This window comes from Lysobacter capsici, from assembly GCF_018732085.1.
Classification (GTDB): Bacteria; Pseudomonadota; Gammaproteobacteria; order Xanthomonadales; family Xanthomonadaceae; genus Lysobacter; species Lysobacter capsici_A.
In genome coordinates, this window is sequence record NZ_CP076103.1 from 3,589,936 (window position 1) to 3,603,442 (window position 13,507).

The 13,507-nt window shown below is 66.2% G+C and carries 14 protein-coding genes; 8 read left to right on the forward strand and 6 right to left on the reverse strand.

Features of this window, described 5'->3' with window-relative positions:
* Positions 1-85 precede the first annotated feature (85 nt).
* From KME82_RS14820 to KME82_RS14835, 4 genes are all read right to left on the reverse strand, one after another.
* Entirely contained in the window at positions 86-1,030 is a 945-nt protein-coding gene (locus tag KME82_RS14820) for a lipase family protein (protein ID WP_215494733.1), read from the reverse strand.
* Between the two features lie 285 nt (positions 1,031-1,315).
* Entirely contained in the window at positions 1,316-1,828 is a 513-nt protein-coding gene (locus tag KME82_RS14825) for a hypothetical protein (protein ID WP_215494734.1), read from the reverse strand.
* A 14-nt stretch (positions 1,829-1,842) separates the two neighbouring features.
* Positions 1,843-2,784: a hypothetical protein gene (locus KME82_RS14830; RefSeq protein WP_215494735.1), complete on the reverse strand. Its 942-nt coding sequence runs from the start codon at positions 2,782-2,784 to the stop codon at positions 1,843-1,845.
* 199 nt (positions 2,785-2,983) lie between these two features.
* Entirely contained in the window at positions 2,984-5,125 is a 2,142-nt protein-coding gene (locus KME82_RS14835) for a right-handed parallel beta-helix repeat-containing protein (RefSeq protein WP_215494736.1), read from the reverse strand.
* A gap of 441 nt (positions 5,126-5,566) precedes the next feature.
* Between KME82_RS14835 and KME82_RS14840 the strand changes: the two genes are divergently transcribed.
* The 5 genes from KME82_RS14840 to KME82_RS14860 all read left to right on the forward strand — a co-directional run bounded on the left by KME82_RS14840 (position 5,567) and on the right by KME82_RS14860 (position 9,442).
* On the forward strand, positions 5,567-6,073 hold the full coding sequence (locus KME82_RS14840; protein WP_215494737.1) for a hypothetical protein: 507 nt from the start codon (positions 5,567-5,569) through the stop codon (positions 6,071-6,073).
* Between the two features lie 383 nt (positions 6,074-6,456).
* Positions 6,457-7,575, forward strand: coding sequence for an alpha/beta fold hydrolase (locus KME82_RS14845; RefSeq protein WP_252255336.1), 1,119 nt, complete (start codon positions 6,457-6,459; stop codon positions 7,573-7,575).
* A 317-nt stretch (positions 7,576-7,892) separates the two neighbouring features.
* Positions 7,893-8,180, forward strand: coding sequence for a response regulator transcription factor (locus KME82_RS14850; protein ID WP_215494738.1), 288 nt, complete (start codon positions 7,893-7,895; stop codon positions 8,178-8,180).
* Positions 8,181-8,257: 77 nt separating this feature from the next.
* Entirely contained in the window at positions 8,258-8,863 is a 606-nt protein-coding gene (locus KME82_RS14855; RefSeq protein ID WP_215494739.1) for a hypothetical protein, read from the forward strand.
* A 99-nt stretch (positions 8,864-8,962) separates the two neighbouring features.
* Complete coding sequence (locus KME82_RS14860; protein ID WP_215494740.1) at positions 8,963-9,442, forward strand: hypothetical protein; 480 nt, start codon at positions 8,963-8,965, stop codon at positions 9,440-9,442.
* Positions 9,443-9,599: 157 nt separating this feature from the next.
* On the opposite strand, the gene KME82_RS14865 is transcribed toward KME82_RS14860, so the two are convergent.
* Both KME82_RS14865 and KME82_RS14870 read right to left on the reverse strand, forming a co-directional pair.
* Positions 9,600-10,118 carry a hypothetical protein gene (locus tag KME82_RS14865; protein ID WP_215494741.1) on the reverse strand — a complete coding sequence of 173 codons (519 nt, stop codon included), beginning with the start codon at positions 10,116-10,118 and terminating at the stop codon, positions 9,600-9,602.
* Between the two features lie 333 nt (positions 10,119-10,451).
* The gene (locus KME82_RS14870) at positions 10,452-10,985 is read right to left on the reverse strand and encodes a hypothetical protein (protein ID WP_215494742.1); all 534 of its coding nucleotides are present in this window, start codon (positions 10,983-10,985) and stop codon (positions 10,452-10,454) included.
* A gap of 49 nt (positions 10,986-11,034) precedes the next feature.
* On the opposite strand from KME82_RS14870, the gene KME82_RS14875 reads away from it, so the two are divergent.
* The 3 genes from KME82_RS14875 to phaZ7 all read left to right on the forward strand — a co-directional run bounded on the left by KME82_RS14875 (position 11,035) and on the right by phaZ7 (position 13,479).
* Entirely contained in the window at positions 11,035-11,211 is a 177-nt protein-coding gene (locus KME82_RS14875; protein ID WP_215494743.1) for a hypothetical protein, read from the forward strand.
* Positions 11,212-11,757: 546 nt separating this feature from the next.
* A complete protein-coding gene (locus KME82_RS14880) occupies positions 11,758-12,162 on the forward strand; it encodes a hypothetical protein (protein ID WP_215494744.1) in 405 nt (134 codons plus the stop codon).
* A gap of 129 nt (positions 12,163-12,291) precedes the next feature.
* Positions 12,292-13,479, forward strand: coding sequence for an extracellular native short-chain-length polyhydroxyalkanoate depolymerase PhaZ7 (gene phaZ7, locus KME82_RS14885; protein WP_215494745.1), 1,188 nt, complete (start codon positions 12,292-12,294; stop codon positions 13,477-13,479).
* Positions 13,480-13,507 lie beyond the last annotated feature (28 nt).

Below are 13,507 nucleotides of genomic sequence, written 5' to 3' on the forward strand. Positions count from 1 at the left end.
CCGCTCATCCCCACACAAGGCAACGCCGCACGGCTCGCGCCGCGCGGCGTATTGGCAAGCTCGACAAAACGGTCGCGCTGCCCGCTTAAGACGCGGCCTTCAGCGACGTCTCCAGCGCCATGTGCTGCTGCATGCGATCGGCCCACTGCACGTCCGCCGAGGCCGGCGGGAAGGTGCTGATCATGGTCAGCGAGGCGTCGACGTAATCGGGAAACTGCCCGGCCCACTGTTGCGGGTCGTTCGGCAAGGCATGGGTCAGCACGGTGGTCAGGTTGACCAGGGAATGACGCGACAGCAGATGCGGGAACCACTCGCCGGCGACATAGAACGCGGTGCGGAACCCGGTGCCGACCGCGCGGTAGTCGAACTGCGACGGCGGCAGCGACGGCACGTAGTCCCAGTAGTTGTAGACGCGCAGGCTGGCGCTGTCGGCGATGGTCTGCGCGTAGGCGGTCTGCCAATCCTGCGTGCCGACCATCGGGCTGGAAAAATTGAGATTGAGCGAGGACAGCGGCTGGCTGATCGCGAGATCGAGCGAGAACAACTGGCTCAGGGCCGCGCCGAGGCTGTGGCCGGTGACGTACACCTGATTGGGCGCGTACTGGTCGAGCAAGGCGAACAACTGCTGCCGCATCGACTGGCTCATGCCGTCGCCGACGCTGTCGTAGATGCCGTAGAAGCCCGACGACACCCGCGGCGTGGGGCTGATGCTGCCGTGGGTCGGAACGAAATCGGTGGGAATGAAATGCACGTCCTCGTAAGCGTCCATGTCCGAGTCGGTGCCGCGGAACGCGAAGATGTACGTGCCCGGATCGTTGATCGCCTGGAACACCAGGCCGTACTGCTCTTCCGAACCGCTGAACAGGATCGAATCCCAACCGGTCCACGCGCCGACTTGCTGGTAACCGTCGGGCGAGGTGAACGGCTGGCCCTGGTAGTAGTCGTAGGCGGCCTTGGAGGCGATCGCCAGGGCGATGGTCAGGGCCGGATCGAGTGCGGGCTGGGCGTTGCCGATCGGATTGGGGCTCATGAAGTTTTCCTCGTCGAAGGGAAGACCAATGCACGACCATGCGCGCGCCGCATCGGCGCTACGCGCGACGGCATGCGCGCTGCGGTCGCATCGCCGCATCGCCGCGTCGCGACAGCGAACATGCCGTCGGGCCGCGGCGCGCAGCTTTCCTTACAACGCGAAACAATTCGGCCTCAGGCCACTGCGCGGCGTGCAAAAAAGGCATGGCGGTGTATGCCGCCATGCCTGCCCTGGTCCGGCCCGGGCTTGCCCGGCATGGCACCGACGCGCGCCGGCGCGGCGCGCTCAACCTGCCGCGGGGCAGCGCGTGTTCAAGGCCGTGAACAGCTGCACGTTGGCATCGAGCAATGCCGTGGCGAGCGCGCTGTAAGCCTCGTTCTCGGTGCCGTTCCAGTTGATCGAGGACTTCGACGCGCGCACCAGGAACGGCGGCTGCCCGTCGATGCTGGCCTGGTACACCGCGACCGGCACCTTCGTGGTCTGGTTCTGGGTCAGGTACAACTGCTTGAGCTGCACGCTCACGCCGGGCAAGCCGGCGCTGTCGGCCGGCTTCAGCCCGGCCTTGCGCAACTGGGCATCGACCATCGCCGGTGCGTCGTCGAGGATCAGCTGGTGACGGCCCAGGCCGCCCACGCCGCCGCCGGGACGCGCGTCGGCGACCTCGACCAGGCGATAGCCGCAACGCAACGCCGGCATCGAGCGCGTGTTGTCGAGCCGGCTCGGATCGACCCGCACCTGATGCACCTTGGTATTGCAGGCCGTCAGCGCTGCCGTCGCGGCGATCGCGACGGCAGCCACGCAGCGGCGCGGATTCACGGCGAGCCCTGACCGGCCGCCGCCGCGGGCGCAGGCGCAGCCACGGCGGGCGCGGACGGCATCGCCGCGACCGGCTGGCCGCTGATCGGGTTGTACGCGGTGATCGACTGCATCCAGTTGTTGCCCACGCGGGTCCACACCGACTCGCTGTCCGCGCGCAACTGGCGCCCGGCAAAGCTGCGGCCGTTGAGGCTGGACTTTTCGCCGCCGCTGACCTTCTTGGCCGATTCGGCGCGGCCTTCGCTGGAGAAATCGTAGACCAGCATGTCGGTGACCTGCTCGATGCCGCGGTCGACCAGCGTCTGCAATCCCGGCTTGCCCAGCGCGATCCAGCGCTTGGCGTCCTCGTCGGCGTTGCTGCCGTCGATCTTCTGCATCGGGATATTGAACACGTAGTTGCGGCCGAAGCGCGCACGCACCTTGGGCTTGCCGTTGGCCTTGATCTCGCGATGCACCATCTGCGCGTTCAAGCTGACCGACATGGCTTCGAAATTGTTGGACAAGGTATAGCTGGGCGTGATCACGAACACGTCGGCGGCGGTGGTCGCCGCCTGGGTCGCGGCCACGGCCTCCCACGGCGATTCGCGCACGGTGATCACCGGCTGCGGCGAGATGCCGGCATTGACGAGCTTGGCGCGCAGCGCCTTTTCCATCTGCTCGTTGAACCGGTAGTCGACCAGCAGGTTGCGGATTTCGGCCACGCGCTTCTCGCCGTTGGCGACCTGGGCGTTGTTGATGGCCGAACCGACCAGCGCGCCGATCAGGCCGAAGGCCACGCCGGCGTTGGGCGGCACGGTGACCCCGATTTCTTGCTGGTGCAGCACGATCTCGACCGGCAATTCCGGCGCGATCGGCATCGGCAGCGTCTCGATCTTGGCGGCTAGGCTTTGGAACGGCAGGCACGCGAAGGCGGCCAGCACGAGTACACGCTTGATCATGTTTTCCCCTGAGTAGTGCGTCAGCATCCCTGCCCGTCGTCGGGGCCGAGCGGCCGCCCTTGCGGCGGCGGGAAAATCATTTCATGACCACGGTCATACCGCAATTGAGATTCTTATCAAAAGTCCGAGGATCGGGAGTCGCAGGCCAGCCTGCGATTCCCGGTCCCGAACCCCTAAACCCCAGGCCCGAATTCCGGCCTCAAAGCGGCGTGTCCTGCAGCACCACGTCGTCCAGATAGAACGAAGCGCCGATCCCGGCCGAGCCCGACCCCACCACCACGATCCACACGCTGGCGGTCAGCGGCGGCGGTACCACGTCGGCGACGACCTGCTGCCAGTCGCCACTCAAGGCCGGCAGATAGACGTTGCTGACCGAGGTATCCGGGTCGCCGGTCGCCGCGCTGCCGTCTTCCTTCGCCCAGCGCAACTGCACCCGCGCGTTGGCGGTCGGCAGCGGCGTGCCGGCGGCGTGCTTGACCCAGAAGCTCAGGCGCTTGCTGCCGCCGTCGGACCGATAGCCGGGATGATTGGCGACCTGCACGCCCCAGTAGCTGTCGTCGGCGGTCACCTGCAAGCCGTAAGCGCCGCCATGGGCGACGCCGACGCGGGCGATCTGTGCGCCGTACCACTGGGACCACAGGCCCGCCGACGCTTCCAGGGTCGCGGTCGGGGTATCGATCACGTTGAACAACGCGCCGTCGGTGGTGCTGCCGGCATCCTGCAGATACGGCGCGGCCTGCCACACCGGAAAGCTGATCGCCTCGCCGTAGCGCTTGGCGAAGCGCCACGGGCCGTAGTAGTGGTTGTTGGCGAAGCGGTTGTTGTTGTTGAACATCACGTCCTGCTGCACCTGCTGCACCGTGTACGGCGACCAGGCGATGTTGTCGGTGCCGGTCGCGTACAGCGCCTGCGCGCCGCAATAACCCGAGCTTCCGCACGGCACCACCGCGGGATCGAAGTAGAACTCGTTGTTGCTGACCTCGATGTTCTGCGCGCGCCAGCGGCAATTGGCCTTCAAGGTGGCGTCGCTGCCGATCTGCGTGTAGCACGGGTGCAGGTTGCTGACCGGGTCGGGATAGACGCTGGGATGCGCCGGATCGGGACGGGTGATCACCGAGGGATGCACGAACGGCGTGCAGTACGTCGAACTGGTATTGCCGTTGGAATTGCAGAAACGGTTGGCGTTCTCGTAGATGGTGATGCCGGAGAAGTTGTTTTCGAAATAATTGTCCTGCACGCGCAGTTGGGTCGAACCCGACACCGCGCTCGCCAGCCGGCTGTCGCCGCCGGATTCGGACAGGTAGATCGCCGGCGCCGGCGAACCGGTGTCGCGGTTGCCCGAGGCCCAGGCGTTGTTGATGAAGGTATTGCTGCGGATGGTGGCGTTGTAGCTGATTTCGTACCACAGCCCCACGCCGTCGTTGTCCTTGATGTAATTGCCTTCGAACAGGAAATCGATGTTGTTGGTGTCGGCCCACAGGCCGGTCCCGTGATTGCCGTGGACGTAGTTGCCCACGACCTTGGCCCCGCCCACGTCCCAGAACTTGCCGCCGCCGGTGCAGCCGCAGTGGGTCGAGGTTTCCCAGTCGTCGGTGTTGTTGCCGGTGATCTCGTTATGGCTCAGCTCGATGTCGACGATCGCCGACCGGCCCGGCACTTGCTCGCCCGGCTGCGGCGCGGTGCTGGGCACCGGCGGCTTGTACATGCTGAAACCGTACTGGCCGTTGTCCTTGAGGCAGTTGAAGCGGACCGTGTTGTGGCTGCCGAGGAACACGCCGGCGCCGTCGTTGCCGATGATGGTGTTGTATTCGATGGTCCAGTGGTCGCCGGCGTCGTGGTTGACCACCGCCTGGTCGAAATTGTCGCGGCCGCGGCCGAAATTGCGAATGGTCAGGTACCGGATGGTGACGTTGCTGGCGGCGCGGGTGAAGGCGTACAGGTTCTTGTTCTGGCCGTCGAGGATCGCGCCGGGCGCGCCGAGGTAGACGTTGTTGTCCTGGGCGATGATCTGGCCGTAAATGTCGTCGCTGAAGGTATGGACGCCGGGTTCGAACCAGAACGTGGTGTTGGCGCGGCGGAAGTCGATGCCGCTGTTGTCGCCGGCCGGCACCCGCACCGCGTTGGCGGGCATCGGATCGGGATTGCTCAGCAACGCGGTGTTGCCGCAGATCTGCGCCGGCGGATCGGCCGGCCACAGCGCGCCCAGGTGCGCCTGGCCCTCGCCGCCCACGCGCGCCTGCGCGGCGGCGGGCATGGCGATCAGCGAGCCCAGCAGCAACGCCGGCAGGCTCAGCCAGGCAAGGCGGGTATGAAAGAAGCGATCGGGTCGTTCGGTGGCCACTGCGTGAATCCCCATGATGGCGAGCGTTGCGAAGATGGAAGGCCGCGGCGCGATGGCGCGTGGACGCCTCGATGGCGACGCGCCCGCCCGCGCGGGCCCGACCAGCGCGATATCCCACGGCATGCGCGCAGCCGATAGTGGTCGCTGTCATGTCTGGCGGGTGATAGCGGCGATGCTGTGACCGAAATCGCACTCCATCGCGATCTCGGCGAACCCGGTCGCCTCAACTCCCTCGCCCGGGTCGCTCGCAGTGGCCTGGCATCGACCAGCGGGTCGCATCGATGCGTTCGCGATTGGCCGCGATTGCGTTTCCAATCGCCCGCGATCGCGAGCAGGGTCAATTGTCGTCGCCGAGCAGGCGGCTTCGCGATGTCGGCACATCGCCCGCCGAGCGCCTTCGCTAACGTGCGCCCACCCTCCGCAGCACACAAAGGAATGGCCATGACCCATCGCATCAATCGCTCCCTGGTTCCGTTCGCCCTGTCCGCACTGACCGTGTGCATGAGCGGCAGCGCGTTCGCCGCCGGCCCGGGCAACGCCGCGCCGCAGAGCCTGGGCGGCGACAACATCCTCACCCGGATCTGCGCGCGCCAGTTCGAAATCGCCCAGCGCACCGACATGGAATCGTTCCGCGACTACGACGCCGAAACCTTCCGCGCCGTCCACGACGACCGCGCCATCACCGTATTCGACAGCGGCGCGGTCCGCATCGGCATCGACGCGATCATGACCACGCTGGCCAGCCATTTCTCCGGTCGCGAAGCCAAGTGGAGCTGGACCGAGCGCTACCGCGTCGTCGACGGTTGCAGCTCGGCCTACATCCTGTACGAAACCACTTACGAGATTCCGCGCATCGGCTACAAGCAGAAGGCGCTGACCGGGGTGACCTACAGCCACAACGGCCTGCGTTGGCTGGCGATCGCCGATCAAGGCACCAAACTGCCCTGAACCAGGCCGCACACCGCACAAGTGTCGATGCAGGGATAGACGAAAAGGCGGCCTCGGCCGCCTTTTCTTATCCGACATGGATCCGGCGGCCTCGGCCGCCTTTCGCACATGACAGGTATCAGATGGCCTCGCCCGGATTTTCGGATACCGTGTGTGGCAAGGCGGCTTCGGCCGCTTTTTTCCTTTGTGCATCGCATAACGATCGCCGTCGATCACACACGACACGCTGCGCCAATGTCGAAAGTAACGGCTCCTGCCATGCAACCTCTGCCGGCCTGGACGCATCACTTTCATCGACGCAAGCGAACAACCCGATCGCCGCCATCGTCGCGATGATCCACCCGCCCCGCCGCCACACTTGAACCGCACCCGGAGTACCTCCCATGAAGACGATGCATCTGCTGATCGCCCTGCTGCTGTGCTTCGCGCCCGCGGCCCCGGCCGCCGAATGCAAGGACACCTCCAGCTACGCCAAGGCCCGCGCGATCGTCGAGGACTTGAACCGCATCGTCGCGCCGAACGGCATCCAGGAGGCCTACGCCACCCGCATCGGCGGCGTCGAGCAATGGATCAACGTGCGCGGCCAGGACAAGGCCAACCCGATCGTGCTGTTCGCCCACGGCGGCCCGGCGGCGCCGTTGATCCCGGCAATGTGGCAGTACCAGCGCCCGCTCGAGGAATACTTCACCGTGGTCAACTGGGACCAGCGCGGCGCCGGCAAGACCTTCGCCTCGCACGATCCCGCCGCCTATGCCGACACCCTGAAGATCGATCGCTACGCCGACGATGCGATCGAAATCGCCGAGTACGTGCGCAAGCGCTACGGCAAGCGCAAGCTCATCCTGATGGGCCACAGCTGGGGCACGGTGGTGGCGATGACCGCGGCGCTGAAGCGGCCGGACCTGTTCTACGCCTACGTCGGCATCGGCCAGGTCATCAACGTGCGCGAGAACGAGCGCATCAGCTTCGAATTCGGCCTGCAGCAGGCCAAGGCGCTCGGCAACACCGAAGCGGTCAAGGAAATGGAGACGATCGCGCCCTACCCCGGCAACCAGCCGATCACCCGCGAACGCATCATCACCGCGCGCAAGTGGGCGCAGTACTACGGCGGCATGACCGCCTACCGCAACGAATCGCCGTACTACTTCCGCGCGCCGCTGCTGTCGCCGGACTACAACGATTGCGACCGCGCCGGCATCGACCAGGGCAACGAATTCAGCCTGGGCCGGATCCTGCCCGAATTCCTCGACGTCGATTTCACCAAGGTCAAGGAATTTCCGATCCCGGTGGTGATGTTCATGGGCCGCCACGACTACACGACCCCTTCGCAGCCGACCGCCGACTGGCTGGCGCGGACCAAGGCGCCGTACAAGCAGGGCGTGTGGTTCGAAAACGCCTCGCACATGATCATGTGGGAAGAGCCGGGCAAGACCCTGGTGAGCCTGCTGCAGTACGTGCGGCCGCTGACCGACGAAGCGAAGGCGAACGCGGGCAAGCGTTGAACGTTGCGGGACAGGCGCGGTTTCGTGCCTGTCCCGAAGCCGGCCGCAGCGCGCAAAGCGACAACACCCGCATCGGTTTCTTGTATCGCCCGGGATGTTCACCAACCCGAGATGCGCGCGAATAAGTTTCCGCAGCTGAAATACGCCTCGCCGCGACGCGGCGTGATGCGCGTCGCGATACGGCCCGATCGCGAACCGCCGCGAAGCAAACACGATATTCAGTTTTATTAAACGTCGATCGGCATCACAACACACTGGCCTGCGCGACCGGATGCCTGCGTTGGATAGTTGTCCCCGCAGCGCTTTTCCGACATCGGATGTCTACGGCTTCCGTGCGCAACGACTCGAGCCCTCAGGACGATCTGCTTCGCGCGGTCGCCGCGGGCCGTTACGCGCAGCTCAGTCCGATGGAACAGCAAGTGCTGTTGGCGGCGGTGCGCGGCGCCGAGGACAAGCAGATCGCCGCCTTGCTGGGCTGCTCGATATCGACCGTGCGCACGATGTGGCAGCGCATATACCACAAGACCGGCGTGACCTCGCGACGCAAACTGATCGCCGCGGTCTGGACCGAGACCGTGCGCAGCCTGGGCGGTGTCGTTTTTTAAGCGACATGAGTTTCACCCGGCATTCTGTTACACCATCGTCCATGAAAACCCCTTACCTGCCATGGATCGGTGGAGCCGTGCTCGTCCTCAGCGGCCTGGCACTGGTCTACGTCTTCGCACCGCAATCGACCACCGCGCCGCGCGAAGCGGTGACGATCGGCGAACCCACCGCCGAACGCAGCGGCGACAGCGACGCCGACCTGCAACGCATGCAGGCGCAGGTCGCGTCGCTGCAATCGCAGATCAACGCGATCGAACGCCGCGGCGATCCCGCATCCCAACGCGGCGTCGCCTCGATGGCCGACATGCGCCGCCAGATCGCCGCCGACGAACAACGCCACGCCGCCTATGTCGCCGGCCTGCAGGCTTCGTTCCAACTGGAAAAAGTCGATCCGCGCTGGTCGACCAAGACGACTTCGCGGCTGTGGGATGCGATCAACCAGGCCGATGCGATGCGCGGCGCGGCGCGCAATGTCGAATGCCGCGCCAGCACCTGCCGGATGGAACTCGCCGACGACGGCTCGGGCCGGGTCAACAAGAGCCTGCCGCTGTGGTCGCAGCAACTCGTCGATGTATTGCCGCGCATGGTCGGTCAAACCGTCGTCAATCAGAACGGGCAGACCCAAACGGTGCTGTACCTGATGGGGCCGGACCCGGCCTCATCGCCGGCACCCAAAAGCTGATACCGAACCATCGCGACCGATGTGCGCAATGCCTGGGTGGTTTCCAGGAAGGGGGAATCCGCGACATGGAACTCGTCCACTAACCCTAGGAGGTATCGCATGAAAATCAACGCATGGATCACCGCCGCGGCGCTCGCGGCGGGAGTGCTGACCAGCGCCGCATCGATCGACGCCCGCGCCGCCACATCCCAGAACCTCAGCACCCACGGCTCCGCATGCAGGAACTACAACGCAGCCGAAGCGCTCGATATCGACTACTTCTACCGCGGGGTGCGCAACATCAGCGCCGATGCGCGGTCGGTCATCTGTCCCATCACGACCCATCCGGTGACCGGGCCGACTCGCAGCTTCTACGTAGACGGCTCCAACTCCGGCGGCGTAACCACCACCTGCACGGTGTATGCCTACAGCTATACCGGCGCGCTCCTCAGCTCGTCCAGCTTCAGCACCAGCGCCGCTACCTACGACTACCCGGTCTCGCTGCCCACCGTCAGCTTCTGGAGCTTCACCTCGATGGTATGTACGCTTCCAGGCAACGGCAACGCAGTGATTTTCGGCGCGTTCTCGGTCGACTCGTAAGCCTCGTGGCCCGGCGGCGCGCAGTGCCACGCGGCCTTGGCTGTGATGCAAACCCGCGGACGCCGGCTAGCCGATCAGGCCAAGCCGGTGTCCGTTGCGATGAGTGCGGAAGATGCCGCGCGCGAACACGCCGCCGAGCCGGCACGCGCGATCTGCCTCAACGCTGGCTGTCGCGCTCGCGGCAGCTCAGGCTGGCGTACTTGCCCTTGGGCAGGTCGTTGGCGATGTCGAAGCCCTTCAACTCCGCGCCGGGGTCGTCGAGTTCGCTGTAGGTGCAGGCGTTGTCCTTCGCGAACGCCTTGAGCGTGTCGGCGGCGCCGTTCAGCCTCACCGTCACGCCGACGCCTTCGCTGACGCAGCAGCCGACGTAGGCAGTCATGTATTCCTCTTCGATCACCACCAGCGTGTGACCCATCAGGGTCGCCGGCTTCTTCATCAACCGGTAATCGGTGTAGTCGGCGCGTGCGCCCGGCCTGGCGTCCAGATAGCCCGCGCGGATGTAGGCCTGCAACGCCGGGCCGGACGGAGCCACGCGCTCGTGCCGCTTGGCGTCGAAGCGCAAGGCGTCGATCAATCCGCTTTCCATCGACTTCGCGTCCTGCGCGCTGGCGAGGGGCGCGGTGACGACGAGCAGCGCCAGGGCGGCGCAGGTGATTGCCTTGATTTTGGATTGCATGCGAGGTTCCTGCCTTGGAAGATCGCGTCCAGGCACGCAGGCGCCGGACGGTGTGTCGGTGCGGCGAGCGCGGCCGCGCCACCGCTTCGGTGAGCCGGAAGATGGCATCGCGCTTACCGCCGCGAAAATATCAACCGGATCGGGCCGTCATTCTACAGACTGCGCCGCGTTCTTGGCCCGCCACGCGCCTGTTGTCTTGGCGGCATCGCGATTGCCGGCGTAGACGACGACGCGGACGATCCGCGTCCGCCGCATTGCCGGCGCGCACGCCGCGCCGCATAAAAAAGGCCGGCGCCTCGCGGCGGCCGGCCTCGATCGTCCCGCGCGCCAGGCTCAGCCGCTGGACTGCTGCAGCTGGATCTTGTGCTTCGTGGCGTAGGCCATCTGCGCGTCGTTCAAGCCGCTCATCTGGCTGTCGAGTTCCTTGCCCAGGCGCTCGAGCTGCGCGCCCAGCGGCGCGAACTGCTCGTCGCCGAAGCCGTCCGGCAACGCGGCGACCTTCTGCATCGTCTCGTAGATGCTGTCGGCGGTCTTGAGGTAGGCCACGGTCTTGTCGCGCAGCGCGACCGCATCCTCCGGCGGCGGGAAGGTCTGCACCTGCACCAGCACCTGCGCCAGTTCGGCGCGCGCATGGCCCAGCGGGCTGGCGTACTGCTTCATGCCCTTGCGTTCCTGCAGCGAGCGGGTGAACGCCTCGCCCTGTTCGCCGGCCATCCAGCGGTTGATGTATTCGGTCGCGCCGTTCCAGGCCGAGACGTTGTGCAGCAGGTACTCGTCGGGGGTCATGGTGCTGCGGCCGCCGCTGGAGCAGGCGGCGACGAACAGCGACAGCAGGCCGATCAATACGAGGGAACGAAACTTCTTCAAGACGATGTCCTTTCAGTGGGGTGAATGCTTCCGATGCCGGACCGCGCCCATGCGCGATCCGCGAGTATCGAAGCCGATGACGAACGCGGTCGTCCCGACCGATCGCGCGCAACCTCGCGCCGCCGTGAGTCGCGGCGGCGTCGATGTCGGCGGAACGGTGCGCGAGCCGCAAGCGCGGATTCGCGGGAACGAACGCAAGGGCGATGAAATCGCCCAGGCATGGTAACCCGCGGCTGTTCGGCGACCAAATCCGGGCGCGGACACGGCCGACTCGGCAAATGCGGCGATCCACGGCGGCGGCGGTCGACACGGTCGATCCGGTCATGCACACGCCGTAACCAATGAGCTCCAGCGCACCATGCCGCAGCACCGCATCGGCCCAAGGGCCGCGCCACGCCGCCTGTTCGCGCTGGCGACGCGATGGTTTCGAATGGCTGGCCGTGGCTAACCGTTGCTCACGATCCGCCGGTGTTTCCAGCCGTCCGTCGCCTGCTCGTCAGTGAATGGCGCGCGCGATCGATCGCGCGATCGCGCGTCACAGTCCGCCGGACCATCCAGGACTAGGCTGACTGCAACAACAGGCCGGCGTGGATTACAGCCGCCTTTCACGACAGCCCCCGCGCCGCCCCAACCTATTGTCCTGCGCTCGTACGAGCGCCAACGGGAGCGTGCGATGAAACCGATCCGCCGAAGTCCAACGGCCCACAACCCTGCGTTTATCCGCGACACTTCATCCGCCCGTCGGTCGCCGCGACGATGCATCGTCGCCGGCGTGTGGCTCGCCGCGTCGCTTGCGTCGACCGCCGTGGGCGCGGTCTGCACCGTCGATACGATCGACCAGAAGACGGTGGTCAGCGCGACCGTCGTGCTCGGCCTGAGCGAACACTGCGAAGCCACGATCCCGGCGTTTCCGGCGCCCTTCACCTGCGCGACCGAGTTGATCGGCACGCGCTCGGGCGGCAGCGACTCGTACCATCTGTACGACACCGGCATGGCCGACCTGGCCGAATGCGGCACCGAAGACGACATCGACTACTGCTATGCCGACGGCGCGGCGCCGCCGTCGCAGATCGCGTTCCAATGCATCGTCGAGATCCACCGCGCCCTGCTCGACCTGTTTCCGGCGACGGCGCAATCCGCGTGCGGCTGCTCTTCGCTCAAGCACGCCGGCAAGTAACGAGTCGGCGACAACGACGGCCCGAAGCACTGGCCCTCGCCCATAGGTGCAATACCCAACCCGCCTCCCCGGGCCCACCATCGGCGCGATCCATTCCGTTGTCGTCGAACAGTCTCTGGGGAGGCGCTCATGTTCCGCAACACCCTTACCGACACGCTCACGCTCGTATCGTCCGGTCTGGCCGATGTTCGTCGCCGGTCCGCATCCGTCTGCGGCCTCGCGCTCGCCGCGCTGCTGCCGATGGCGGGTGGCGGCGCGCTGTTGATGCCCACCAGCGCGCAGGCCCTGGATTGCGGCAGCAACAATGGCTACACCTGCCTGGGCACGGCCAGCCAGTACGCCGGCGGCTTCAGCCCCGGCGTGGGCAGCGGCGGCTTCGGCGGCGGCGACTGCATCGCCACCCGCACGCCGGTGGTGTTCGTGGCCGGCAACGGCGACAGCGCGATCAGCTTCGACATGCCGCCCGCCGCGGTCAGCGGCTACGCAACGCCGGCCAATTCGGTCTACGACGAACTCAAGGCGCGCGGCTACAACGATTGCGAACTGTTCGGCATCACCTACCTCGACGCCGACGAACGCGGCGCGCCGCAGAACAACTACCACCAGCCGGCCAAGTACCAGACCCTCAAGACCTTCATCGACAAGGTGAAGACCTACACCGGCCGCAGCCAGGTCGATATCGTCACCCACTCGCTGGGTTCGTCGATGACCCTGGCGATGCTGAAATACCACGGCTACCAGGCCAGCGTGCGCCGCTTCGTCAACATCGGCGGCGGCCTGCGCGGCCTGCAGACCTGCCTGAGCACCGGCTACCAGTCGCCGTATGCGCCGACCTGCAACGCCGAAGCCTATGTGTTCCCGTACGACTACTACACCTTCGGCCTGTACCCGAGCAGCGGCGTGGCCTATTACGGCTACAACCGCTGGACCGGCAGCGGCAGCAACAGCCTGCGCGCGATGCCGACGATGTACAGCTCGATCTCGTTCTACACCATCACCGCCGGCCTCTACGATCAGGTGCAGTGCTTCACCACCAGTTATTCGGCCGGCTGCAGCAGCGGCGCGCTGTTCAACGCGGCGAGCAACGTCAAGGCGCAGGTCGACATCGGCGTGGGCAGCAGCGCCTACGCCTACGACTGGAACTGGAGCGACGGCAGCCCGTACAACGCCGGCGGCGGCGACACCAGCAACGGCGTCGGCCATTTCCGCTCCAAGACCAACGCCGGCCGCATCGTCTACAACATGCTCGCCACCACCTGCACCACCGGTTGCGCGAACGGCTACGTCGGCGTCAACGGCCCGGCGGTGAATCGCTGATATCTGCGCGCTCGCGTCGCGGCGCCGG

Bases quoted from the DNA above. Each gene is read 5' to 3' on its own strand.
- KME82_RS14845 (WP_252255336.1), top strand. From the start codon at position 6,457: ATGAAGACGATGCATCTGCTGATCGCCCTGCTGCTGTGCTTCGCGCCC.
- phaZ7 (WP_215494745.1), top strand. From the start codon at position 12,292: ATGTTCCGCAACACCCTTACCGACACGCTCACGCTCGTATCGTCCGGT.
- KME82_RS14820 (WP_215494733.1), bottom strand. From the start codon at position 1,030: ATGAGCCCCAATCCGATCGGCAACGCCCAGCCCGCACTCGATCCGGCC.
- KME82_RS14865 (WP_215494741.1), bottom strand. From the start codon at position 10,118: ATGCAATCCAAAATCAAGGCAATCACCTGCGCCGCCCTGGCGCTGCTC.
- KME82_RS14830 (WP_215494735.1), bottom strand. From the start codon at position 2,784: ATGATCAAGCGTGTACTCGTGCTGGCCGCCTTCGCGTGCCTGCCGTTC.
- KME82_RS14875 (WP_215494743.1), top strand. From the start codon at position 11,035: ATGCGCGATCCGCGAGTATCGAAGCCGATGACGAACGCGGTCGTCCCG.
- KME82_RS14840 (WP_215494737.1), top strand. From the start codon at position 5,567: ATGACCCATCGCATCAATCGCTCCCTGGTTCCGTTCGCCCTGTCCGCA.
- KME82_RS14850 (WP_215494738.1), top strand. From the start codon at position 7,893: ATGTCTACGGCTTCCGTGCGCAACGACTCGAGCCCTCAGGACGATCTG.
- KME82_RS14860 (WP_215494740.1), top strand. From the start codon at position 8,963: ATGAAAATCAACGCATGGATCACCGCCGCGGCGCTCGCGGCGGGAGTG.